This window comes from Mesorhizobium sp. ES1-4 (genome assembly GCF_020164745.1).
In the GTDB taxonomy this organism is placed as follows: Bacteria; Pseudomonadota; Alphaproteobacteria; order Rhizobiales; family Rhizobiaceae; genus Mesorhizobium.
This window is the reverse complement of sequence record NZ_JAIUGV010000001.1, coordinates 124,184-146,518: the sequence shown is the minus strand read 5'-3', so window position 1 is coordinate 146,518 and position 22,335 is coordinate 124,184. Positions and strand designations below refer to the sequence as shown.

At 61.9% G+C, this 22,335-nt stretch carries 24 protein-coding genes; 1 reads left to right on the top strand and 23 read right to left on the bottom strand.

Annotation, left to right across the window (positions count from 1 at the left end; translation table 11 throughout):
- Nucleotides 1–71: 71 nt before the first annotated feature.
- The 13 genes from LB556_RS00805 to LB556_RS00745 form a co-directional block, all read right to left on the bottom strand.
- Entirely contained in the window at nt 72–1,961 is a 1,890-nt protein-coding gene (locus tag LB556_RS00805) for an MFS transporter (protein WP_224562170.1), read from the bottom strand.
- Between the two features lie 173 nt (nt 1,962–2,134).
- A complete protein-coding gene (locus tag LB556_RS00800) occupies nt 2,135–2,926 on the bottom strand; it encodes an ATP12 family chaperone protein (protein ID WP_224562168.1) in 792 nt (263 codons plus the stop codon).
- A gap of 12 nt (nt 2,927–2,938) precedes the next feature.
- Nucleotides 2,939–3,811: a DMT family transporter gene (locus LB556_RS00795; RefSeq protein WP_224563803.1), complete on the bottom strand. Its 873-nt coding sequence runs from the start codon at nt 3,809–3,811 to the stop codon at nt 2,939–2,941.
- Between the two features lie 47 nt (nt 3,812–3,858).
- Entirely contained in the window at nt 3,859–4,839 is a 981-nt protein-coding gene (locus LB556_RS00790) for an RluA family pseudouridine synthase (RefSeq protein WP_224562167.1), read from the bottom strand.
- Between the two features lie 108 nt (nt 4,840–4,947).
- The gene (gene crcB / locus LB556_RS00785) at nt 4,948–5,322 is read right to left on the bottom strand and encodes a fluoride efflux transporter CrcB (protein ID WP_224562165.1); all 375 of its coding nucleotides are present in this window, start codon (nt 5,320–5,322) and stop codon (nt 4,948–4,950) included.
- Nucleotides 5,323–5,353: 31 nt separating this feature from the next.
- Nucleotides 5,354–5,731: a DUF779 domain-containing protein gene (locus tag LB556_RS00780; RefSeq protein WP_224563800.1), complete on the bottom strand. Its 378-nt coding sequence runs from the start codon at nt 5,729–5,731 to the stop codon at nt 5,354–5,356.
- Between the two features lie 104 nt (nt 5,732–5,835).
- Nucleotides 5,836–7,353, bottom strand: a complete 1,518-nt coding sequence (gene adh, locus LB556_RS00775) for an aldehyde dehydrogenase (RefSeq protein WP_224563798.1) — start codon at nt 7,351–7,353, stop codon at nt 5,836–5,838.
- A 141-nt stretch (nt 7,354–7,494) separates the two neighbouring features.
- Nucleotides 7,495–8,466 (bottom strand): GAF domain-containing protein, encoded by a 972-nt coding sequence (locus tag LB556_RS00770; protein WP_224562163.1) that lies wholly within the window; start codon nt 8,464–8,466, stop codon nt 7,495–7,497.
- Nucleotides 8,467–8,643: 177 nt separating this feature from the next.
- On the bottom strand, nt 8,644–10,305 hold the full coding sequence (locus LB556_RS00765) for a hypothetical protein (protein WP_224562160.1): 1,662 nt from the start codon (nt 10,303–10,305) through the stop codon (nt 8,644–8,646).
- Nucleotides 10,306–10,368: 63 nt separating this feature from the next.
- Nucleotides 10,369–11,199, bottom strand: coding sequence for an aspartyl/asparaginyl beta-hydroxylase domain-containing protein (locus LB556_RS00760; protein WP_224562158.1), 831 nt, complete (start codon nt 11,197–11,199; stop codon nt 10,369–10,371).
- Nucleotides 11,200–11,356: 157 nt separating this feature from the next.
- Nucleotides 11,357–12,025, bottom strand: coding sequence for a DUF930 domain-containing protein (locus tag LB556_RS00755; protein ID WP_224562156.1), 669 nt, complete (start codon nt 12,023–12,025; stop codon nt 11,357–11,359).
- A gap of 5 nt (nt 12,026–12,030) precedes the next feature.
- Entirely contained in the window at nt 12,031–13,338 is a 1,308-nt protein-coding gene (locus LB556_RS00750) for a replication-associated recombination protein A (RefSeq protein ID WP_224562154.1), read from the bottom strand.
- 40 nt (nt 13,339–13,378) lie between these two features.
- Entirely contained in the window at nt 13,379–14,872 is a 1,494-nt protein-coding gene (locus tag LB556_RS00745; RefSeq protein WP_224562152.1) for a DegQ family serine endoprotease, read from the bottom strand.
- Nucleotides 14,873–15,011: 139 nt separating this feature from the next.
- Here LB556_RS00745 and LB556_RS00740 point away from each other — a divergent pair, with 139 nt between their 5' ends.
- Nucleotides 15,012–15,617, top strand: a complete 606-nt coding sequence (locus tag LB556_RS00740; protein ID WP_224562150.1) for a hypothetical protein — start codon at nt 15,012–15,014, stop codon at nt 15,615–15,617.
- A gap of 66 nt (nt 15,618–15,683) precedes the next feature.
- Here the strand turns inward: LB556_RS00740 and rplQ are convergent, their stop codons facing one another.
- The 10 genes from rplQ to rplR all read right to left on the bottom strand — a co-directional run bounded on the left by rplQ (nt 15,684) and on the right by rplR (nt 22,279).
- Nucleotides 15,684–16,112, bottom strand: coding sequence for a 50S ribosomal protein L17 (gene rplQ / locus LB556_RS00735; protein ID WP_224562149.1), 429 nt, complete (start codon nt 16,110–16,112; stop codon nt 15,684–15,686).
- Nucleotides 16,113–16,216: 104 nt separating this feature from the next.
- Nucleotides 16,217–17,227 (bottom strand): DNA-directed RNA polymerase subunit alpha, encoded by a 1,011-nt coding sequence (locus LB556_RS00730; protein ID WP_006205443.1) that lies wholly within the window; start codon nt 17,225–17,227, stop codon nt 16,217–16,219.
- Nucleotides 17,228–17,329: 102 nt separating this feature from the next.
- On the bottom strand, nt 17,330–17,719 hold the full coding sequence (gene rpsK, locus LB556_RS00725) for a 30S ribosomal protein S11 (RefSeq protein ID WP_006205444.1): 390 nt from the start codon (nt 17,717–17,719) through the stop codon (nt 17,330–17,332).
- A gap of 127 nt (nt 17,720–17,846) precedes the next feature.
- Nucleotides 17,847–18,215 (bottom strand): 30S ribosomal protein S13, encoded by a 369-nt coding sequence (gene rpsM, locus LB556_RS00720; RefSeq protein WP_006205445.1) that lies wholly within the window; start codon nt 18,213–18,215, stop codon nt 17,847–17,849.
- A 219-nt stretch (nt 18,216–18,434) separates the two neighbouring features.
- Nucleotides 18,435–19,031, bottom strand: coding sequence for an adenylate kinase (locus LB556_RS00715; protein WP_224562146.1), 597 nt, complete (start codon nt 19,029–19,031; stop codon nt 18,435–18,437).
- The gene (gene secY / locus LB556_RS00710; protein ID WP_224562145.1) at nt 19,028–20,368 is read right to left on the bottom strand and encodes a preprotein translocase subunit SecY; all 1,341 of its coding nucleotides are present in this window, start codon (nt 20,366–20,368) and stop codon (nt 19,028–19,030) included. Before secY ends, LB556_RS00715 begins: the two co-directional genes overlap by 4 nt.
- A 193-nt stretch (nt 20,369–20,561) precedes the next feature.
- Entirely contained in the window at nt 20,562–21,035 is a 474-nt protein-coding gene (gene rplO / locus LB556_RS00705) for a 50S ribosomal protein L15 (RefSeq protein WP_140758598.1), read from the bottom strand.
- A gap of 22 nt (nt 21,036–21,057) precedes the next feature.
- Nucleotides 21,058–21,255: a 50S ribosomal protein L30 gene (rpmD, locus tag LB556_RS00700; protein WP_006205449.1), complete on the bottom strand. Its 198-nt coding sequence runs from the start codon at nt 21,253–21,255 to the stop codon at nt 21,058–21,060.
- A gap of 24 nt (nt 21,256–21,279) precedes the next feature.
- The gene (gene rpsE / locus LB556_RS00695; RefSeq protein ID WP_032933400.1) at nt 21,280–21,843 is read right to left on the bottom strand and encodes a 30S ribosomal protein S5; all 564 of its coding nucleotides are present in this window, start codon (nt 21,841–21,843) and stop codon (nt 21,280–21,282) included.
- A gap of 76 nt (nt 21,844–21,919) precedes the next feature.
- Complete coding sequence (gene rplR / locus LB556_RS00690) at nt 21,920–22,279, bottom strand: 50S ribosomal protein L18 (RefSeq protein WP_149907592.1); 360 nt, start codon at nt 22,277–22,279, stop codon at nt 21,920–21,922.
- Nucleotides 22,280–22,335 lie beyond the last annotated feature (56 nt).

Sequence of the window (22,335 nt, the reverse complement as noted above, 5' to 3'; positions counted from 1 at the left end):
CCTCGAAGCTCGCAGGAAAAGGCCCGGCGCGATCGCTCGCGCCGGGCTTTTCGTTGTTATCGGCCGACCGGCTACTCCTTGGCGTGCAGGTCGGTTCCGAGCGTGTCCTTGACGAAGATCATGCCGATGATCAGCGTGAACGCCGCGATCACCACCGGATACCAAAGGCCGTAGTAGATGTCGCCCTTGTAGGCGCTGAGCGCGAATACTGTCGCCGGCAGAAGGCCGCCGAACCAGCCATTGCCGATGTGATAGGGCAGCGACATGCCGGTGTAGCGGATGCGGGTCGGGAACATCTCGACCAGGATCGCCGCGATCGGCCCGTAAACCATGGTCACGAACAGCACCAGTATGAACAGGATGCCGATCGTCATCGGCCAATTGACCGCCGCCGGATCGGCGAACATGGCGAAGGCACCGCCGCCGGGTATGTTGTAGACAGTGACCTCAGGTGCGCCCGCCGCCTCCTCGGTGGTCAAGAGCTTGTCCTTGACCGCCTGATCAATCGGTACAGTCGCCTTCTCACCGGCACGGATTGCGGCAGCGTCGAGCTTAAGTTCCGGGTTGGCTGCGATGAAGGCATCGAGTTTCTGGTCCGCAATCTTGGCCGCCGCACGCCTCAGCGGGTATCCGCTGTCCTGCAGGGACATGTTGACGGCCTTGACGAAGGCCGCGTCCTTGGCCTTGGCCTGATCGCCGGCGGCGACCGCATCGTAGGAATTTACCGTCTCATTGCCGATCTTGACCGACGCAGCCGCCCCGGCCGGGGCCGTCGACACCACGTCGTAGGGAACCGAGTTCTTCGTCAGGAACGAAGTCGCGATGTCGCAGGACGTCGTGAATTTCGCGGTTCCGACCGGATTGAACTGGAACTTGCAGTCGCCGGGTGCAGCCGTCACCGTTGCCCGGGTGCTCTGCTGTGCCTTGGCGAGCGCCGGATTGCCGGCCCAGGTCAGCGCCTTGAACAGCGGGAAGGTGCAGACGACGGCGAGCGCAAGGCCAGCCATGATGATCGGCTTGCGGCCGATCTTGTCGGACAGCCAGCCGAACACGACGAAGAAGATCGAGCCGAGCGCCAGCGCGATGGCGATCATGATGTTGACCGACTGCGCGTCGACCTTCAGCACGTTCTGCAGGAAGAACAACGCGTAGAACTGGCCATTGTACCAGACGACGGCCTGACCGGCGGTGAGGCCGAGCAGCGCCAGCAGCGCGATCTTGGCGTTCTTCCACTGACCAAACGCCTCCGAGAGCGGCGCCTTGGAGCCCTTGCCTTCGTCCTTCATCTTCTGGAACGTCGGAGACTCCGACAGAGACAACCGGATCCAGACCGAAACGGCGAGCAGCAGGAAAGAGACGATGAAAGGAATGCGCCAGCCCCAGGCGGCGTAGGTCTCCTTGCTCAGTGACCCTTGTACGATCAGGATCACGATCAGAGACAGGAACAGGCCGAGCGTCGCCGTGGTCTGGATCCATGAGGTGTAGAAGCCGCGGCGATCATCCGGTGCGTGCTCGGCGACATAGGTCGCCGCACCACCATATTCGCCGCCCAGCGCCAAACCCTGCAGCATGCGCAAGACGATCAGGATCACCGGAGCGGCGATGCCCAGGGTAGCATAGCCGGGCAGCAGGCCGACCAGGAAGGTCGACAGGCCCATGATCGTCATGGTGACCAGGAATGTGTATTTGCGGCCGACGAGGTCGCCGATGCGACCGAACAGCAGCGCGCCGAACGGACGCACCAGGAAGCCTGCGGCAAAGGCCAGCAGCGCAAAGATATTGCGCGTTGCCTCGGGAATGGCCGGACTGAAAAAGGTCGAGCCGATGAAAGCCGCCAGGGAGCCGTAGAGATAGAAGTCGTACCATTCGAAAACGGTGCCGAGCGAGGAAGCGAAGATGACTTTCTTCTCCTCCCGCGTCATGCCGCGGCTCGCGCCGCTGGCGGTCGATGCAATTGCCATTGCGTTATCCTCCCGTGAGACCCAGTCCTCGATGCTGTTCGCCAACGTCTGCGTTCTCCTCCGAACGCGGACTCAAGAAACACAGCCGACACAGGAAAAATGGCAGAAAGCGCTGGGGAAAGGCAGCGCGACGATGGGATTATGACTTTCGTATTAGGTGCGGTGCGAAGCGCTCAGGCCCGCAGCGCTTCGAGCAAGCTGACCGCGGCCATCATGTCCCGTTTGCGGGCGGCGCGGCGCGCGACTGCTTCGGCGTCCTGTCCCCACTGGGCGATCTGCCAGTCCTCGTCGACATGGCCGGCGGCCCATGCCTCCTCGCCGTCAAGCTCGCCGAAATCGACCGCCAACGCCAGCAATGCCGAGCCGGTCAGCGATGTCATGACATGGATAGCTGCCAGGCGCAGCGGCTCTGCGCGCTGCGCCAGATGGCTGCCCAGCACGGCAATGGTTTCGCGCGGCTGCTCGACATGGATGATCCCTTCGGCAAGGTTGAAGCGAACTCCAAGTGCGGCGCGTGCCCAGTCGATGACGGGATCCCACCGCTCGTTCTGCCGCTCGACCAGCCCTTGCGGGGTGTCGGCGCGGTAACAGAGCAAATCCGACGAAGCAAAGCGCAGTATGTCTTCCAGCACCGCCTGCGGATCGCTGGCGACGCCATCAATGGCGGTGTTGACAAGGCGCATCACCGGCATCGTCACCGGATTGATCGTCCCGCCCTGTTCCGCGAACTCGCCGGCAACCAGCGTCGCCGCCGCCTCGGTCGGCAGCACCAGCAGCGCCTTGCCCGGCGTTCGCACCGGCCTGCCGTCGAGTTGCACGGCAAAGCCAGCTTCCACCGGCGCGACCGAGACCTCGTCATAGAAACGCTTGGGCAGCGGCGTCTTCATCTGGATCTGGGCGCGACGCACCGGATCCGGATCGGAAAGATATTTGCCCGCTTCGAGGTCGTTGAGGATATCACGCATCAAAAAGCTTTCTCACACCGGTATCAGCTTGCGTGCCGGCCGATTGACGATGATCAGGCCCGCCGCGATCAAGCCAAGAGCCAGAAAAATGCGGATGGTCAGCGGCTCGTTCAAGATCACCGCACCGCATAAAACACCGAAAACCGGCGACAGGAAGGTGAAGCTCGACAGGCCTGAAGCCGGATAGCGCCGCAGCAGCCAGAACCACAGCACGTAGGTGAAGGCAACGATATAGATCGCCTGGAAAAGCAGCGCCAATGTCGGCAGCAAGGCAGGATCGCGAATGGGCGGACCCGCGAGAGGCATCACCAACACGCCAACGACGGCCGCGCCGACGAGTTGATAGAGCAGCAGCTTCTCCGCGGTTGCCTCGACCAGCTTCGATCGTTTGATGAGGATATTGGTCAAGGCCCAGAAAAACCCGGACCCAAGGCTCAGAAGATCGCCGAACAGCATGTCTCCGCTACCGCCGAGCTTGTCGGAAAAAACCGTGGCAAGACCGGCAAAGGCCAAAAACAGGCCAAGGAGCTTGCGCGTGGTGATCTGTTCGCCGAGCAGGAAGTGGCCGCCGATCAGCATCCAGAACGGCATCGAGTTGACCAGCAGCGTGTTGCGGGCCACGGTCGTATGCTCCAGGCCGACATAGAGGCAAAGGAACTCGACGCCGAAAAGCACGCCGACCGCGATACCGGCCAGCAACGTCCCATCCCTGGTGAAGAGCGCAATGCCGCGCCAGCGGCACCAGAGGAAGACGCAGAAGCCACCGATGACCGAACGCGCGATCGACAGGAACACCGGGTCGTAGCCGGAATAGGAGATCTTGGCGGCGACGTAGTTCAGCCCCCAGGAGAAGGTCAGGCCGACCATGATGGCGGCCGCCGCCATATCGACCGTGTCACGCCGATCGAGCGCACCGGTGGCGCCGCTCACGGTCAATCCTCCGCGCTGGCGTCGTCGAAGCCGATCAGGTTCCAGCTCTGGCGCATGTGCGGTGGCATCGGTGCGGTGACGTCGATGACGCCCTTGTCCGGATGCGGAATGATGATCCGGCGCGCGTGCAGGTGCAGCCGGTTTTGAATGCCGCCGGGAAAATCCCAGTTGGTGTCGGCTTCGAAGTATTTCGGGTCGCCGATGATCGGGCAGCCGATATAGGCGGCATGGACGCGGAGTTGGTGGGTGCGGCCCGTATAAGGCTCCATCTCCAGCCAGGTCATCGTCTGCGCCGCCTGCTCGATGATGCGGTAATAGGACACAGCATGGTCGGCGCCCTTTTCACCATGCGCGGCTACGCGCACGCGGTCGCCGTCCTCTGTCGGCTCCTTGATCAGCCAGGTCGAGATCTTGTCCTCGCGCTTGGGCGGCACGCCTTTGACCAGCGCCCAGTAGGTCTTCTTGGTTTCCCGCGCCCGGAACGCCTCCGAGAGCTTCATGGCGGCGAGCCTGGTACGGGCGACGACCAGCACGCCCGACGTATCACGGTCGAGCCGATGCACCAGCCTCGGCTTCTCGCCCTTCTGGTTGCGCCAGGCTTCCAACATGTCGTCGACATTGCGCGTGACGCCGGAGCCGCCCTGAACGGCGAGGCCCGCGGGCTTGTTGAAGACGAAGACCTTCGGGTCCTCATGGATCAGCATTTTGGCGAGCACATCGGCATCGCCCTGGTTGCGAATCGAGTGGCCTGTGAGCGCGCTCTCGCCCTTCTTGTCCACCTCGAGCGGCGGCACACGCACGATCTGGCCCGGCTCGACGCGGGTGTCGGCCTTGACCCGGCCGCCGTCGATGCGGATCTGGCCGGAACGCAGCAGCTTCTGCAGATGGCCGAAGCCAAGGCCGGGGAAATGGGTCTTGAACCAGCGATCGAGCCGCATGCCCGCCTCGCCGGCCTCCACCGTGATCTGTTCAACGCCTGCCATGCTCTTTTTCGCTTGTCCGTTTCCCGATCAGGGCTCTTGGCCCGCGCTTGGCGGGGCAATAGCACTAATGCATCCCACCCAAAACCGTAAAGCACGCCATGGCGTGCTTTACGGCAGGCTTCTTGCCAGCCAAAGTCCCAGAAACAGGGCAATGATCGCGCCAATGACGCTGGCCAGCGCGTAGCCAAACGCCGGCAGCGCGGCTCCCCGTTCCCACAGCGTCGCGAAATCGAGCGAAAAGGCGGAAAAAGTGGTGAAGCCGCCAAAGATGCCGGTGGCGACGAATAGCCGAAGCTCGTTCGATCCGCCGCGGCGGGCCAGCGTGGCGATGAACAGCCCCATGGCAAAGGAGCCGATGATGTTGATCGCCATCGTGCCCCAGGGATAGTTGGGGCCGGCGAGGCGCAGCGCGCCCATACTGGCCAAATGGCGGATGCCGGCACCGATACCGCCGCCGACAGCAACAAGAAGAAGATTGAACATAGCCGTTACTGCCCTTGCGAGGGCGCCGGCGTCAATCCCTTGAAGCAGGTGACGCTGCTTCGGGAACGGCACAGACAGTCGACCGCGTCAGGAAGCGCCTTTCGCGGCCATTATCGAGCGAGAACATGCCGCCCCTGCCCCGCACCACGTCTATGACGAGATCCGTGTGCCTCCACGCCTCGTATTGCGAGGCACTGATATAGAACGGCGTCTCGCCGATCTCACCCAGCATGATGTCGTTGTCCCCGACGATGAAATCGCCGCGGGGATAGCACATCGGCGAGGAGCCGTCGCAGCAGCCGCCGGACTGGTGGAACAGTACCGGGCCGTGATCGACAACGATCTCGGCCAGGAAAGCGACGGCCTCTGGCGTAGCCGAAACTTTTCCGAGAGAAATCTTGTCGGGCATGCCGTTCTCCTCCTTCATCTCGAAATCACCCGAGGCGCGGCTGATAAAGCCGCGCCTCGGGTTCACGACGATCCTGCGGGACCACGCGCGGCCCTGGGAGGCGATCAGAAGAAACCGAGCTTCTTCGGGCTGTAGCTGACCAGCATGTTCTTGGTCTGCTGGTAGTGATCGAGCATCATCTTGTGATTTTCCCGTCCGATGCCGGACTGCTTATAACCGCCGAATGCCGCATGCGCCGGATAGGCATGGTAGCAGTTGGTCCAGACACGCCCGGCCTGGATGGCACGGCCGAAACGATAGCAGCGGTTGGCGTCGCGGCTCCAGATACCGGCCCCGAGACCGTAGAGCGTGTCGTTGGCAATCGACAATGCCTCGTCGTCGTCCTTGAAGGTCGTCACCGACACCACCGGTCCGAAAATCTCCTCCTGGAAGATGCGCATCTTGTTGTGGCCCTTGAACACCGTCGGCTTGACGTAGTAGCCGCCGGCCAGGTCGCCCGGCAGATGGTTCTGCTCACCGCCGGTCAGCACCTCGGCGCCTTCCTTGCGGCCGATATCGAAGTAGCTCAGGATCTTCTCCAGCTGTTCGCCCGAGGCCTGGGCGCCGATCATCGTTGCCGGATCGAGCGGATCGCCCTGGACGATCGCCTCGACGCGCTTCAGCGCCTTTTCCATGAACTTGTCGTAGATTTTTTCATGCACTAGCGCGCGGCTCGGGCAGGTACAGACTTCACCCTGGTTGAGCGCGAACATGACGAAGCCTTCGATGGCCTTGTCGAAGAAGTCGTCGTCTTCGGAGGTCACGTCCTGGAAGAAGATATTGGGTGACTTGCCGCCGAGTTCGAGCGTGACCGGGATGAGGTTCTGGCTGGCGTATTGCGAGATCAGCCGTCCGGTCGTCGTCTCGCCGGTGAAGGCGATCTTGGCGATGCGGTTCGACGAGGCGAGAGGCTTACCCGCCTCGAGGCCAAAGCCGTTGACGATGTTGAGCACGCCGTCCGGCAGGAGGTCGCCGACCAGGTCCGCCCACAGCATGATGGTGGCGGGCGTCTGCTCGGCAGGCTTCAGCACCACGCAATTGCCGGCGGCAAGTGCGGGCGCCAGCTTCCAGACCGCCATCAGCAGTGGGAAGTTCCACGGTATGATCTGGCCGACGACGCCAAGCGGCTCGTGGAAGTGATAGGCGACGGTATCGTGATCGATCTCGGAGAGGCCGCCCTCCTGCGCACGCACGGCGCCGGCGAAATAGCGAAAATGGTCGATGGCCAGCGGCAGGTCGGCGGCGGTCGTCTCGCGGATCGGCTTGCCATTGTCCCAGGTCTCCGCAAGCGCCAGCAGATCGAGGTTGTCTTCCATGCGATCGGCGATGCGGTTGAGGATCAAGGCCCGGGCGGCGGCGCTCGTCTTGCCCCAAGCGTCCTTGGCCTTGTGCGCGGCGTCAAGTGCGGCCTCGATGTCGCTCGCGTCCGAACGGGCTACTTCGCCGAGCGGCCGGCCGGTCACCGGCGATATGTTCTCGAAATACCTTCCTGAATGCGGCGCGACCCATTTGCCGCCGATGTAGTTGTCATAGCGCTTGGCGAAGGGGACCTTGGCCGTGCGGGAAAATTCCACCTTGTTCATCATCTTCCTCCCAAGTGGCGGCACCACGGGATGTGGCGCGTCACCGGGGAGAGTTACGGACGAGTTCAGGTTTGTCAGCCCAGGCCCTGGCGTTCGCCAGCACGGAGTGTCGCAGATCTGCGACACTCACGGGCTCAAAGCTCAATGTGGACGACGGATGCCGAACCGGACAAGCTTGCGATGCAAGGTCGCCCTGGAAATCCCGAGATTGCCGGCCGCCGCCGACACATTGCCTTCGGCGCGCACCATGGCCCGTTGAACCACACCGCGCTCGGCATCATCCAGATCTTCCGCTGCCCGGGCCGAGCCGCCGAGAATGTCGGCGGCCGGGAGGCCCTTGGTCAGGATTTGTTGGGTGATGCCCAGGCCAAGGCGCGCCGAGCGTGTTGCTCCGACCACCAGATCGTCGGCATTGACGGCGATCAGTGCGCCGACGCTGCGCTCGGCGACCGGCGCCAGCAGGATGCGGGCTCCCGAAAACGCTAACCGGAAATTCTCGGCCTCAATGCGGCGCGCTGCATCTCCCACCGCGATGGCGATCAGGTTGACGAAGCCTTCGGTAAGGTCGGAGCGGCAGGATGAAACATCAAGCGCGGCGGCCGGATTGCCTTCGTGATCATAGATCGGCGCGGTGGTGCAACTGAGCAGCGTGTTGCGCGAAAAGAAATGCTGGTCGCGGTGGATGGTCAGAGCCCGCTGATCGGCCAGACAGGTGCCGATGCCATTGGTCCCCTCGGAGTCCTCACTCCAGACCGTGCCCGTCCACAGGCCCCACTCGTCGAAGGTGCCGTCATCCGCGACGGCCCCGCGGCGTTCGACAGGAATGCCGTCACGGTCGGCAAGCAGCACGCAGCAGCCAACGCCGCCGACGGCCAGGTAAAGACGGTCGAGGCTAGCATCGGCGGCGCGTAGCAGCGGCTCCATGCGTTGCCTCGCCTCGCGCAGTTCGCTCTCGGTAAGGCGGCGCGGAGCCTTGCGCTCGGCCGGATCGAGGCCATGCAAGGTGAGCGAGCGCCGCCAGGACGCGACCAAGGCCGAACGCGCCGCATCGCTGCTGGCGATGGAGGCCTGAATGAAATCCGCATGATGACCGGTCGGCTGCCGTCCGCTCACCTCTTCCTCCCAAGGCGAATGTCGCTTCCAACTCACATAGCTCAATATGAGCCGCGTTATATCGGCTCAGACATATCCGCCCTACCGTTGTAAGGGATCACGGCTCGATGGCGCTATACGACGATGGTGCAACAGGCATCCTTGCGATCGGCCAGCGCCAGATCCGCCCGTCGCGGTTCACCAGACAGGCGTTGTCCAGTCCGGATATTCCTTCCTGAATTCGCCGTACAGCGCACCGATTTCCTGCTGCGTGACGGGGCGCATCTGCTCATAGAGGTAGCCGGTAACGCCGCCCGACAATTGGTAACGCGCAATGCGCTTGTACGCGGCACCGATACCTTGCCCATCAATGATATATTGGTTCGGAAGCGTGACGCAAATCTGCGCGCCCGGTCGCAGATGAGTAACCGGCGGGTCGGTCGCAATGACAAATCTGGATTTCAATGCGTCCGGCCGAAACCGATCGCGACTGTCCACCTGACAAATCCAGCCGATATGAGGAACGAGGTCCCGGTCCATCTCGAACAACAGGGCATCGCTCAAGACAGCCCCCGAGGCAAAAACCGAAAAGCGATCCTCCGGTCCCAGCCTGGTGGTCAGATCATCGATCAAGCGCCTGTATTCGGGGAGATTGTCGAGATGCAGCGGGAGCGTGGCCTGCCGCGCAAAAACGAAATCGACCGGAGACAGGAGTTGACGGCCTGCAGGGAAAAATGTGCCCAGGAAAGCGAATCCAGCGGCAACCGCCACGCCGGCGGTCCACCCTCGCGACTTCAACGCCGGCGCGGAGACGATCGCGACGATGGCCTGGGCGTATGCAGGAAAAAGCCAGAGAAACATCGGTAGTGAATGATGGCGGTCTGGATCCTGCGTCCGGGTGAAAATCAGGAATGTGAGCACCGAGGCGATAGCGCAAAACAGCGAGAACCTGTTGCGGCGGACGATGGAAATGTAAAGCCCAGCAATGATCAGCAGCCAATTCACATAGCTGAGCCGGTTCCCCATTTCACCGAGTTGAGTGACAAAGGTCGTCTTGTATCCGCTGTAAAGGTCGCCGTAGCTCGTTCCCAGAATCCTGGCAAGCAGAGGCAGTTGGAAGTTCAATGTGGTTGCGGCGACAACGAAGATCGCACACAGGCCGCCCGCTACCGCCGCGCGGAGTGCCGGAACGTCCCGGTCCCTTGCGATCCGCAGCAAATCCAGGAACGCCGCGGAAAGGGCAACCCCGATAGCGGCATAGGCATGCCAACGACGCAGCATGAACGCCAACCACAGGCTCGCGCCGACGGATATTCCGCTCACCACCGGTTCGCGGGTCAGGAATTTTGACTTCCACAGGAAATAGGTTGCCGCGGTGAGAGCGAGACAACCAGCAATATCAGGTAATCCACGAAGCGTCGGCGCCCAGAACGGCGTGTAGAGCAAGGCCGCGATGCAGACGGCTGGCCAGCTTCGAGACGGTGCCTCGGAGACCGCCTCGAGGTAACTTATCCTACCTATGAAAAGAGCCGCTGGAACCAGGTAGACCGAGACTATCCCAGCGACGAAGGAAAGCCTCGACCCGCCGAAGGCGATGTGGAAGGGCATCAACGGCACCAGGATCGCCACACCGTAGTCTTGGGTGGCGATGGAGGTGCCCAACTGGCTCAGCCAGTTGAAGGGGCTCTCGACCAGGAGCGCTCCCTGCTGATTGAACGCATTGAAATAGGCAGCGTAGTCCCAATAGTAAACGGGTTCTTCGAGAACTATGTAGGCAGCGCTGATGGCAATGCCCAGCATCACGGAATATATGTAAGTTTCCGTCCAGAATCCGAGGGCGTTGTTCTTTGACACTTGCATCCGCCGAGGAAGGAAGAGACAGAACCGCCGAGGGCAGGATCGAGACGCCCTGACGACGCCGGCTCAGGTGGTTTCAACCTTCTTTGGCTTTGTGGAGCCAATCATCTTCCAGTTCTTGTAAAACATCGAATTGATGCGCTCCACGCTCACCGAGACAATCGCAAGCATGCCCGCGATCAGGCGGGGCAGCGGGGACGGCCTGATAATATCCATGAACACGCAGTAGCGGCGGCCGTCATACTCGTTGACCGAACGGTGCAACAACGTGTCGTCAAAAATGAACAGCGGATTGTCGTACCAGTAATTCTTGACGCTGCCGCACTCGACGAAGATCTCCGACTTCACCGGGACCAAATTGTAGAGGATGCGCAGGCTAAGCCGCAGCGGACCAAAATGCCAGGAAGTCGATTCACGCTTGCTGAAGACGGAAACGGCAATGGTCTTGATGTATTTGAAATCCTTGTTGAACTCGGCGACGTTGTCGATCTTGTGCTTGCCGTACCATTGGTAGACATACATGCCGCGCCGCCCGGCGCCGAAATTGGCGTCGATATCGGCGATGATCTCGTCCTTGCGCGCCTTGAAGATATCAAGGACCTCGTTGACTTCACGCTGATAGTCGGCGGGAAACTGCTCCAGCTTCCACACGCCCGGATTTCTGTAGCACAGAAGATCGACCAGCAAGTTGAAGGGTGAGAGCAACCAGGTGAAGAGCCCGTTGCCAAGGAAGTAGCCGCTGAACAGCGCTAGATCCTTCCTGTCGTTGCGCAGCACGTCGATCAGGCCACAGACGATGAAGATCGTCGTCAGGATCGGAATGAAGTAGAAGCCAAGGGCGAGTAACGGGATGGCAATGGCGAATTTGCGAAGGGATTTGCGAAGGTTTTTTGTCATTTTTCCACGCGCGAAGCGCGATCCTGTTGCGAATGAGGTGCCTGAATCATGGCAACGGCCACCGCCCGACCGTGCGCCTTGATAAGGTTTTTTGGGTCACCGTACAACGGCCATGGCATCTGGCCGGTCTGGCTGCCTGGTGAAGGCTGCCGGGCTGTCAATGCACCGCCGGCAAGCCGAGTTCGTCCCATCTGTTCCTGGCCACTGGATCGCCGACCAGGAATTCGAAGCCGATGACGCTTTCGCCGTCTGGTGCGAGCTGACATTTGAACTTCAAACTGTACCAGTTTTTGCGGCTGCGAAAAGCCGCGCCATCGGCGGCGATCGTCGTGCCGGTGATCTTTTCCTCGGCGGTTGCGTAGGGAACCACCCTCTCCGGCTGGAAATCGGTGCGCCATTGGCGGATCTGATCCATGGCCTCCAGATTGCAAAGCTGTATCATGCGCTCGTCGGACGCAAAGGTCTTGAGGTCGGCTCGGGCCTGCTTGCTGCGCGGATCGGCCAGGGTCTGGGCCGACAACATCCGCGTCGGGCGAATCATGGCGGGTGTGGCGGGCGGTTGAGTTTTGGGCGGGTTCGAAGCAGGTGGCGGCTCTGCCGCCCGCGGGTTCGGCACCGCAGGTGGCGACGGCGGCCTCGTCGATGCCTCGAACTGTTCAGGCGTCAGGATTTCCAGCGACACCCGCTCTTCCTCCAGTCGGTTCGGCCGCTTCGGCAACGGCATCAATGCCAGTGTCGCGGCGAACAGTGCATGGAGGACGAGCGAAGTTGAAATGCCCCAGGGCGAAGCCTCGTCCTCAAGCCTCACGACCGCCGGGCTCTGCAAACCGGCTATTCCCGTTCCTTGCGCAGCTTCGCCCAATAGTCGAGCCGCTTCCTGATATCGCGCTCGAAACCACGCTCGGGCGGGTCGTAGAAGGTCTGGCGACCCATCTTTTCGGGAAAATAGTCCTGGCCTGAAAAGGCGTCCGGCTCATCGTGGTCGTAACGGTAGCCAGCGCCGTAATCCTCTTCTTTCATCAGCTTGGTCGGCGCGTTGAGGATGTGCTTCGGCGGCAGCAGCGAGCCATGTTCCTTCGCGGCCCGTGTGGCTGCCTTGAAGGCGCTATAGACGGCGTTGGATTTGGGCGCGGTGGCGAGATAGACGGTGGCCTCGGCAAAAGCGAGTTCGCCCTCCGGAGAGCCGAGATAGTCATAGGCATCCTTGGCGGCGTTGGCGACGACCAGTGCCCGCGGATCGGCCAGCCCGATGTCTTCCATCGCCATGCGCACCAGCCGGCGGCCGAGATAAAGCGGATCCTCGCCGGCATCGAACATGCGCGCGAGATAGTAGAGCGCGGCATCCGGATCCGAGCCGCGCACCGATTTGTGCAACGCCGAGATCAGATTGTAATGGCCGTCCTGGCCCTTGTCGTAGATCGGCGCACGGCGCTGGACAATGCGCTGCAGCCCTTCGGGATCGAATATCTCGCCAGGCTTGGCGGCACGCCAGACCTCCTCGGCGAGCGTCAGCGATGCGCGTCCGTCGCCATCGCTCATGCGGATCAGCATCGCCCGCGCCTGTTCGTCGAGCGGCAGCGCCCTGCCCTCCGTCTCCTCCGCCCGCATCATGAGCTTGGCGATGCTGTCTTCGCCGAGCGAATGAAAGACCATGACCCGCGCGCGCGACAACAAGGCCGCGTTGAGTTCGAAGGATGGGTTTTCGGTCGTGGCGCCAACCAGGACAACCGTTCCATCCTCCATGACAGGGAGAAAGGAATCCTGCTGGGCACGGTTGAAGCGGTGGATCTCATCGACGAAGAGCAGCGTCTGACGGCCGTTGGCGCGGCGCAGCTTGGCCGCCTCGAAGACTTTCTTGAGGTCGGCGACCCCGGAAAAAACCGCAGATATCTGCTCGAAAGCAAGGCTGGTTTCGCCGGCAAGCAGCCTCGCCACCGTCGTCTTGCCGGTGCCGGGCGGCCCCCAGAAGATCATCGATCCCAGCGAGCCGGAACCGATCAGCCGGGTCAGCGCGCCATCGGGACCCGTCAGATGTTCCTGGCCGACGACCTCGCCAAGGTTCTTCGGACGCAACCTGTCGGCCAGCGGCCGCCCGGGCGGCACCTTTTCCGGCTCATCGACACTGAACAGATCGGCCATTCACATCTTCAGGTTGGAGTCCGGCCCGTCCGGATCGAACTCAGTAACGCAACACCTGGCGCAGTATCTGCCCGCCGCGCTCGACGGTAAAGCGCCACCAGCGCGTATCCTGCTGGGCTACTTGCGCCAACGTTGCGGCGGTGTCGATGGTGGTGCCGTTGACCTCGCGCACGATATCGCCAGGCTGAAAGCCGAAATCGGCGGCCGGCGAATCACGGTTGATGTCGATCACCGTCACGCCCTTCAGGCCGGTGCGCAGGCCAAGCTTCTGGGCGAGCCGCGGCGACAGTTCCGCAACCTTGGCGCCGGAGAACGGGCTGCGGCCATGCAGCGTCACTTCCGAGGCTTTCGCACCTTCCGGCGCACGCTCCAACGCGATATCCATGGTTGCTTGCTGGCCCTTGGTCAGGACCGCGAAATTCGCCTTGGTGCCGATCGACAGCGTCGCCATGCGATAGTCCAGCGCCTCGATGCTCTCGACCGGCTTGCCATTGACCTGCAGCACGACATCGCCCGGCTTCAGCCCCGCCTTGCCAGCAGGGCCCGTCGCGTCGACCGAGGAGACCAGCGCCCCCGTCGGCTTTTCCATCCCGAGCGATTCGGCGATCTGCGGCGTCACCGCTTCGAACTCGGCACCGATATAGGGCCGTTCGAAGAAATCGAGGCCGGCCTTGGCGGCATCGGCGAAAGCCCGCACCATGTTGGCGGGGATGGCAAAGCCGATGCCGATCGAGCCGCCGCTGCGGCTGTAGATGGCCGTATTGATGCCAACCAGCTGGCCGCCCATGTTGATCAGCGCGCCGCCGGAATTGCCGGGATTGATGGCAGCGTCGGTCTGGATGAAATAGCCCGAATCCGAAACGCCGATGTGGCTGCGGGCAAGTGCCGAAACAATGCCGCTGGTGGTGGTCTGGCCGACACCGAAGGGATTGCCGATGGCTAACACCAGATCGCCGACCTCGAGCGCGTCGGAATCGCCGATGGCGATGACCGGGAACGGCTTGTCGGACTCGATCTTGAGCACGGCAAGATCGAGCGTCTCGTCCTTGAGCATGACCTTGCTGGTGAATTCGCGCCCGTCGGCGGTCGCCACCTTGACCTCGTCGGCATCCTTGATGACGTGGAAGTTGGTGACGACGACGCCGCTTGGATCGACGAGCACACCCGATCCCAGCGACGACTGCGCACGCGGCTGCGCACGGCCGAAAAATTCCTCGAAGAAAGGATCGCCTTCAAAAGGTGACGTGACCTTGGCCGTCTGCGAGGCATAAACGTTGACCACGGCCGGCGCCGTCTGCTTGACCAGCGGCGCGAACGAAAGCTGCACTTCGTCACGCCCGAACGGCACACGCTTGTCCGGGCCGGAGGTGGAGTTCTGACCTTCGACGCCATGCAGCAGATCGGTCAGCACGTCGGAGAGACCCGGATCGGCGGGCTTGGCAGCGTCCTCGGCCAGCGCCTGCCGGACTGCCGGTGCGGCTGCGAACACCATGAAGGCGCAGAGCAGAACAAGGGACAGTGTTTTGGCGCGCATTCCGATTCCTCCAAGCGAGTTCGGGCGCATTGTCCCGACGATTGTGCAAAATGAAAGGCTAAGCCGCTGAAATCCGATTATTTTAAGCGACAAAGCCGCTATATATCTGAACTTGAAATTGAAAACCTCATCGACCCTCATGAAAAAACAACTGCTGTCATTCCGCGACCTTTTGAAGACCGGGAGATTGGGCTCAATCTCCCCCGGCATAACAAGGGCTGAGATTGCCGAATTGCTCGGCACGCCCGAGCATGCCGATCCTGATTACTGGACATTCGGAAAGCTCGAATTTTCCTTCGATAGGGAGCCGCCTCACCAGATGAACTGGTTTCAAATCGAGCACGCCAGTTACTTAAAAGGCAAATTGGAGGCCGTCACAGATCGCGTTTCGCTTTCGCTGGATGGGTTCAGCGGAAAGACAAAGCCATCGCAAATTCTGGCCGCGAACCTTTGGCCGCCAGTCGAGGCCATGCTCTTCTACACGGCATCGACCGGCGATATCGACCTGAACATCTGCGCGGGGCCTCTCCAGATTCATTTCCGGATTGATACGGATTTCATCGAAGATCGGGATACCGAAAAATATTTGAACAGCGTGTCCGTATGCCAATTGATAAGCGATATCGATCATCGAACGAAGATAGACAGCATCTATTCGTATCCGCACCCTGCGGTAGACCAGATAACAGGCGCGATTGACTGGAACCCGATTGGCGGACAAGAATACCTCAACTCGCTAGTCTAGCGACTATTGCTTCGACAGCAAAAAGGGGCCCGCAGGCCCCTCTAATTCACCTTGGAAAGCGAAACCTTATGCGGCCGCGGCTTCATCCGTGCCTTCCGCCTCGAGGCGGGCGCGGTCGCCGGCACCCTTGGCGTCGGTGTCGCGATCGACGAACTCGATGACCGCCATCGCGGCATTGTCGCCGTGACGGAAGCCCGCCTTCATGATGCGCAGGTAGCCGCCGTTGCGGGTGGCATAGCGAGGCGCGATGATGTCGAACAGACGCTTGACGACGCCTTCATTGCCGATCTGCGCGATCACCTGGCGGCGGGCGTGCAGGTCGCCGCGCTTGCCGAGCGTCACCAGCTTCTCGACGATCGGACGCAGGTCCTTCGCCTTCGGCAGAGTGGTGACGATCTGCTCGTGCTCGAGCAGCGACACCGCCAGGTTGGCGAACATCGACTTGCGGTGGCTTATGCTGCGGGCGAAGCGGCGGCCTTTGAAACCGTGGCGCATGGCTCTTTTCCTTCTTCAGTTGTTCAAGAGGCCACGGCCTCTGATGGTTTTCCGCATGACCGTCGGATCGAGCGGCTCATGCCGCCGATCCTTGGAATTCATGCTCAATATTGGTCTTCGTAACGCTTTGCGAGGTCTTCGATGTTTTCCGGCGGCCAGTCCGGCACTTCCATGCCGAGATGCAAGCCCATCGCCGCCAGCACTTCCTTGATCTCGTTCAGCGACTTGCGGCCGAAGTTCGGGGTGCGCAGCATCTCGGCTTCGGTCTTCTGGATGAGATCGCCGATGTAGACGATGTTGTCGTTCTTCAGGCAGTTGGCCGAACGCACCGAAAGCTCGAGTTCGTCGACCTTCTTGAGCAGCGCCGGGTTGAAGGCGAGCTCGGTGACGGCTTCGGCGGCGACTTCCTTCTGCGGTTCGTCGAAGTTGACGAACAAGCCAAGCTGGTCCTGCAGGATGCGGGCGGCGAAAGCCACCGCGTCCTCGCCCGAGATCGAGCCATCGGTCTCGATGGTCATGGTCAGCTTGTCATAGTCAAGAACCTGGCCCTCGCGGGTGTTCTCGACCTTGTAGGAGACCTTCTTGACCGGCGAATAGAGGCTGTCGACCGGGATCAGGCCAATCGGCGCGTCTTCGGCGCGGTTGCGCTCGGCCGGCACGTAGCCCTTGCCGGTGTCGACGGTGAATTCCATGCGGATTTCAGCGCCTTCGTCCAGCGTGCAGATGACGTGGTCGGGATTGAGGATCTCGACGTCGCCAACCGTCTGGATGTCGCCGGCAAGAACCGCGCCCGGTCCCTGCTTGCGCACGACCATGCGCTTGGGGCCGTCGCCTTCCATGCGGATGGCGATTTCCTTGATGTTGAGGACGATATCAGTCACGTCCTCGCGTACGCCGGCGATAGACGAGAATTCATGCAGAACGCCGTCGATCTGCACGGCGGTGACGGCCGCACCGCGCAGCGAAGACAGAAGCACGCGACGCAGTGCGTTGCCGAGCGTCAGGCCAAAGCCACGCTCGAGCGGCTCGGCGACCAGTGTGGTCAGCGTCTTCTTCTTCGACGAGAACTCGATCTTGTTCGGCTTGATCAGCTCTTGCCAATTTTTCTGGATCATGATGCTTTCCTTCCGTTGACCCGCCACCATCCAATCGTGGCGGGCGACCTGGAATACCGTGGAGGAACGCTTTTGTAAGCGTTCGCGCGGCGTTCGATAGTATTAGACGCGGCGCTTCTTGCGCGGGCGGCAGCCATTGTGCGGGATCGGCGTCACATCACGGATCGAGGTGATGGTGAAGCCGGCCGCCTGCAGGGCGCGCAGCGCCGATTCACGGCCGGAGCCCGGTCCGCAGACCTCGACTTCGAGCATGCGCATGCCGTGTTCCTGGGCCTTCTTGGCAACGTCCTCGGCAGCCATCTGGGCGGCGAACGGGGTCGACTTGCGCGAACCCTTGAAGCCCTGGGCACCGGCCGACGACCACGCGATAGAATTGCCCTGCGCGTCGGTGATGGTGATCATCGTGTTGTTGAAGGTCGAATTGACGTGGGCAACGCCCGACGAGATATTCTTGCGTTCGCGGCGGCGAACACGAGCGGCTTCCTTGGCCATGGTAGTCCTTTCAGTTGATCTCTACACCGCCGTAATGCCAGCGGCTCCACCTTGATAAGCGAGTAGTGAGCAGGCCAATGACGAATGGGTATCCCTACCCGCCAATGGCTACTGGCTAATCGCTCACTTACTTCTTCTTGCCGGCGATCGACTTGGCCGGGCCCTTGCGGGTACGTGCATTGGTGTGCGTGCGCTGGCCGCGAACCGGCAGCGAGCGGCGGTGACGCAGGCCGCGGTAGCAGCCGAGATCCATCAGACGCTTGATGTTCATCGACACTTCGCGGCGCAGGTCGCCCTCGACCTGGTAGTCGCGGTCGATCGTCTCGCGGATCTGCAGCACTTCCGCGTCGGTCAGCTGGTTGACGCGGCGCTCGGCCGGGATGCCGACCTTGTCGACGATCTCCTGGGCGAACTTCTTGCCAATGCCGTGGATGTATTGAAGCGCGATGACGACGCGCTTGTTGGTCGGAATGTTGACGCCGGCTATACGAGCCATTTTCTTCTCTACTCCATATGGGCCGGCCAACCCTCAAAAACAAGGCAGGTCCGACGCTATCCAAATTGCCCCGCGTCCGGTGGAGGCCGGCCCATGCGGGAGTTTCCAGTTCAAAGCGACTGCCTTGCCCTTGCGGACAAGCAAAGTGCGCACCTGATAGGAAGACGGGCCGCCATACCGCAGCGAGCCGTCTCCGTCAAGCTTAATCTCTAAATTCCCTTACCGCGCCTTTGCCGCCGCCGCGAGCACGGCTTCGATCTCGGCGGTAACCGCATCGATACTGGCCATGCCGTCCACGGTCTTGAGCTTGCCCTTGGCGTAATAATAGCCGGTCAGCGGAGCGGTCTTCTTGTAGTACTCCCGCAGGCGCTCTTCGAACACAGCCGGATTGTCGTCCTTGCGCACCGGCTGGCCGGACGCCTTGGCATCATCGGCGCGCTTGACGATCCGACCGACCAGGGCCCTGTCGTCAACGACGAGTTCGACAACAGTGTCGAGACCAATGCCTCGCTCCGAGAGCATCGATTCAACCGCATCGGCTTGCACAAGCGTACGCGGGTAGCCGTCGAGGATAAAACCCCTGGCGCAGTCGGGCTGGTCGATACGTTCAGCGACGATGGCGTTGACGATGGCGTCGGATACCAGTTCGCCGGCATCCATCACCGCCTTGGCGCGCTTGCCGACCTCGGTACCCGCCTGAACGGCGGCACGCAGCATGTCACCCGTCGAGAGCTGGGGTATGCCGTGTCTTTCTACCAGTCTTTGTGCTTGTGTCCCCTTACCCGCCCCTGGCGGCCCAAGCAAAATCAACCTCATCTGGCTTTCTTCCCCCCGCGCAGCTTCGACTTCTTGATCAGGCCTTCATACTGATGCGCGATCAGGTGACCCTGAATCTGCGCAACCGTATCGAGCGTGACACTGACCACGATCAGAAGCGATGTGCCACCAAGGTAGAATGGTACGCCAGTCGCCGAGATCAGGAACTCCGGCAGCAGGCACACCAGCACCAGATAGATGGCGCCGACGACGGTGATGCGGGTGAGGACGTAATCGATGTAATCGGCGGTGCGCTCGCCAGGGCGGTAGCCCGGGATGAAGCCCGAATGCTTCTTGAGCTGGTCGGCGGTGTCCGTCGGGTTGAAGACAATCGCAGTGTAGAAGAAGGCGAAGAACACGATCATCGCCGCGTAGAATGCCATGTAGAGCGGCTGGCCGTGGCCGAGCGAGGCCAGGATGGTGCTCGCCCAGGCCGGCATATTGGTCGTCTGCGAGAAGCCCGCGACAGTGGCCGGCAGCAGGAGCAGCGACGACGCGAAAATCGGCGGGATGACGCCCGACGTGTTGAGCTTGAGCGGCAGGTGCGAGGTATCGCCCTGGAACATGCGGTTGCCGACCTGGCGCTTTGGATACTGGATCAGCAAACGGCGCTGGGCGCGCTCGAAGAACACGATGAGCGCGATGACGACAATGGCCAGCACGATGATCGCCAGGATCAGGCCGGTAGACAGCGCGCCGGTACGGCCGAGTTCCAGTGTGCCGGATATGGCACGCGGCAGGCCCGCGACGATGCCGGAGAAGATGATCAGCGAAATGCCGTTACCGATGCCGCGCGCGGTGATCTGCTCGCCAAGCCACATCAGGAACATGGTTCCGCCGACCAGCGTTACAACGGTCGAGAGACGGAAGAACATGCCTGGGTCATTGACGATGCCGTTGCCGTTCTCGAGGCCCACCGAAATGCCGTAGGCCTGCACCAGCGCCAGAAGGACGGTGCCGTAGCGCGTGTACTGGTTGATGACCTTGCGGCCCTGCTCGCCTTCCTTCTTCAGCGCTTCCAGCGAGGGAATGACCGAGGTCATCAGCTGCATGATGATCGAGGCGGAAATGTAAGGCATGATGCCAAGCGCAAAAATCGCCATGCGCTGCACGGCGCCGCCGGCGAACATGTTGAACATGCCGAGCACGCCCTTGCTTTGCGAAGAGAAGGCATGGGCAAAGGCATCGGGATTGATGCCGGGAAGCGGGATGTAGGTGCCGAGACGGTAGACGAGCAACGCGCCGATGGTGAACCAGATGCGCTTCTTCAGGTCCTCCGCCTTGGCGAAGGCCGAGAAATTCAGATTCGAGGCTAGTTGTTCAGCAGCCGAAGCCATGCCTGATTCTCCGCTTGGTAACGCTTGATGGCCCGTGAGGTCAGGCGGTGCGTTTCACCGAAGCTCACGAGATAAGCTCCGGGCTGTAAACATGCAAGCGGCCGCGTCAACGCGGCCGCTAAATTGAGCAGATCAAAGCGCGATCGAAAGCAAAAACGGATGCCACTCTTGCCGGCCGCGCTTCAAATTGCCGTTACTCGGCAGCTGCCTTTTCCGGCAGCTTGACCGAACCGCCGGCCTTTTCGATCTTCTCGATCGCGGCCTTGGAGGCGCCGGCGACGTCGAAGGCAAGCTTGGCCTTGAGTTCGCCGTCCGACAGCACGCGCACGCCATCCTTGACGCGACGGATGACGCCGGCGGCGACAAGCGCCTCGGCGGTCACGGTCGCCTTGACGTCAAGCTTCTTGGCATCGACGGCCTCCTGGATGCGGGCCAGCGAGACGACAACGAAGCTCTTGGCGAAGATGTTGTTGAAGCCACGCTTCGGCAGGCGCCGGTAGAGCGGCATCTGGCCACCCTCGAAGCCGTTGACGGCAACGCCGGAACGCGCCTTCTGGCCCTTGACGCCGCGACCGGCAGTCTTGCCCGAACCGGAGCCGATACCGCGGCCGAGACGCTTCTTGGAGTGCGTCGCGCCGTCCTTGTCACGCAGATCGTTGAGTTTCATCTTGCTTCTCCTGCGCTTTGGCTCAGCCCTCGTCCACGACGCGGACGAGATGCTGGACGGCGGCGATCATGCCGCGCACTGAGGGCGTATCTTCCAGCGTGCGCTGCTTGTGCATCTTGTTGAGGCCGAGGCCGACCAGCGTCGCGCGCTGTTCCTTCGGGCGGCGGATCGGCGAGCCGATCTGCTCAACGGTGATGGTCTTGGTTGCTTTCTTGGCCATGGTCACAATCCCTGGTCAGATCGACTATTCTTCAGCCGCGACGGCGGTGCCGCGGCGGGCCTGAAGGGTCGAATACTTGATGCCGCGCGCGGCTGCCACATCCTTGGGATGCATCTGGCTCTTCAGCGCGTCGAAGGTGGCGCGAACCATGTTGTATGGATTCGACGAACCCATCGACTTGGCGACCACGTCATGCATGCCGAGCGTCTCGAAGACGGCGCGCATCGGGCCGCCGGCGATGATGCCGGTACCCTGCTTGGCGGCGCGCAGCAGCACGCGGCCCGCGCCCCAGCGTCCTTCGACGTCGTGGTGCAGCGTGCGGCCCGAGCGCAGCGGCACGAAGATCATGTCGCGCTTGGCCGATTCGGTTGCCTTGCGGATGGCTTCCGGCACTTCGCGCGCCTTGCCGTGGCCGAAGCCGACGCGGCCCTTCTGGTCGCCGACGACGACGAGTGCGGCAAAGCCGAAGCGGCGGCCACCCTTGACGACCTTGGCGACGCGATTGATGTGGACGAGCTTGTCCACCATGCCGTCGTCGCGCTCTTCACGCTCGCGGCCGCGGCCGCCTTCCCTACGTTCCTGTGCCATATCCTGTTCCTTGTTCTTTTCCGGAAGCACGGGTTGCTGATTGCCGGCGCCACTTTGGGTCGCCGACGGCGAAAAATCAGAAGCTGAGGCCGCCTTCGCGGGCAGCCTCGGCCAGTGCCTTGACGCGGCCGTGATAGATGTACGGGCCACGGTCGAACACAACTTCCTTGACGCCGGCCTTGGTAGCGCGCTCGGCGATCAGCTTGCCGATCGCGGCAGCGGCCGCGGTGTCGGCGCCGGTCTTGAGCGAACCCTTGAGGTCCTTCTCAAGCGTCGAGGCGGCAGCGATGGTGTGGCCCTTGGCGTCGTCGATCACCTGGACATAGATGTTCTTCGACGTGCGGTGCACCGAAAGACGCGGACGTTCGCCGGCGACCTTCTTGATCTGGCGGCGGACGCGTTGCGCGCGGCGCTGGATGGCTTCCTTAGTACCCATGATGTCTTCCTTGCCTTCAAAATCGGGGGCCGCCATGTGCGGTAGGCGAAGCGCCT

Coding starts and splice junctions, on each gene's coding strand:
- LB556_RS00805 (WP_224562170.1), bottom strand. CDS start 1,961: ATGGCAATTGCATCGACCGCCAGCGGCGCGAGCCGCGGCATGACGCGG.
- LB556_RS00800 (WP_224562168.1), bottom strand. CDS start 2,926: ATGCGTGATATCCTCAACGACCTCGAAGCGGGCAAATATCTTTCCGAT.
- LB556_RS00795 (WP_224563803.1), bottom strand. CDS start 3,811: ATGGCGGCGGCCGCCATCATGGTCGGCCTGACCTTCTCCTGGGGGCTG.
- LB556_RS00790 (WP_224562167.1), bottom strand. CDS start 4,839: ATGGCAGGCGTTGAACAGATCACGGTGGAGGCCGGCGAGGCGGGCATG.
- crcB (WP_224562165.1), bottom strand. CDS start 5,322: ATGTTCAATCTTCTTCTTGTTGCTGTCGGCGGCGGTATCGGTGCCGGC.
- LB556_RS00780 (WP_224563800.1), bottom strand. CDS start 5,731: ATGCCCGACAAGATTTCTCTCGGAAAAGTTTCGGCTACGCCAGAGGCC.
- adh (WP_224563798.1), bottom strand. CDS start 7,353: ATGAACAAGGTGGAATTTTCCCGCACGGCCAAGGTCCCCTTCGCCAAG.
- LB556_RS00765 (WP_224562160.1), bottom strand. CDS start 10,305: ATGCAAGTGTCAAAGAACAACGCCCTCGGATTCTGGACGGAAACTTAC.
- LB556_RS00760 (WP_224562158.1), bottom strand. CDS start 11,199: ATGACAAAAAACCTTCGCAAATCCCTTCGCAAATTCGCCATTGCCATC.
- LB556_RS00750 (WP_224562154.1), bottom strand. CDS start 13,338: ATGGCCGATCTGTTCAGTGTCGATGAGCCGGAAAAGGTGCCGCCCGGG.
- LB556_RS00745 (WP_224562152.1), bottom strand. CDS start 14,872: ATGCGCGCCAAAACACTGTCCCTTGTTCTGCTCTGCGCCTTCATGGTG.
- LB556_RS00740 (WP_224562150.1), top strand. CDS start 15,012: ATGAAAAAACAACTGCTGTCATTCCGCGACCTTTTGAAGACCGGGAGA.
- rplQ (WP_224562149.1), bottom strand. CDS start 16,112: ATGCGCCACGGTTTCAAAGGCCGCCGCTTCGCCCGCAGCATAAGCCAC.
- LB556_RS00730 (WP_006205443.1), bottom strand. CDS start 17,227: ATGATCCAGAAAAATTGGCAAGAGCTGATCAAGCCGAACAAGATCGAG.
- rpsK (WP_006205444.1), bottom strand. CDS start 17,719: ATGGCCAAGGAAGCCGCTCGTGTTCGCCGCCGCGAACGCAAGAATATC.
- rpsM (WP_006205445.1), bottom strand. CDS start 18,215: ATGGCTCGTATAGCCGGCGTCAACATTCCGACCAACAAGCGCGTCGTC.
- LB556_RS00715 (WP_224562146.1), bottom strand. CDS start 19,031: ATGAGGTTGATTTTGCTTGGGCCGCCAGGGGCGGGTAAGGGGACACAA.
- secY (WP_224562145.1), bottom strand. CDS start 20,368: ATGGCTTCGGCTGCTGAACAACTAGCCTCGAATCTGAATTTCTCGGCC.
- rplO (WP_140758598.1), bottom strand. CDS start 21,035: ATGAAACTCAACGATCTGCGTGACAAGGACGGCGCGACGCACTCCAAG.
- rpmD (WP_006205449.1), bottom strand. CDS start 21,255: ATGGCCAAGAAAGCAACCAAGACCATCACCGTTGAGCAGATCGGCTCG.
- rpsE (WP_032933400.1), bottom strand. CDS start 21,843: ATGGCACAGGAACGTAGGGAAGGCGGCCGCGGCCGCGAGCGTGAAGAG.
- rplR (WP_149907592.1), bottom strand. CDS start 22,279: ATGGGTACTAAGGAAGCCATCCAGCGCCGCGCGCAACGCGTCCGCCGC.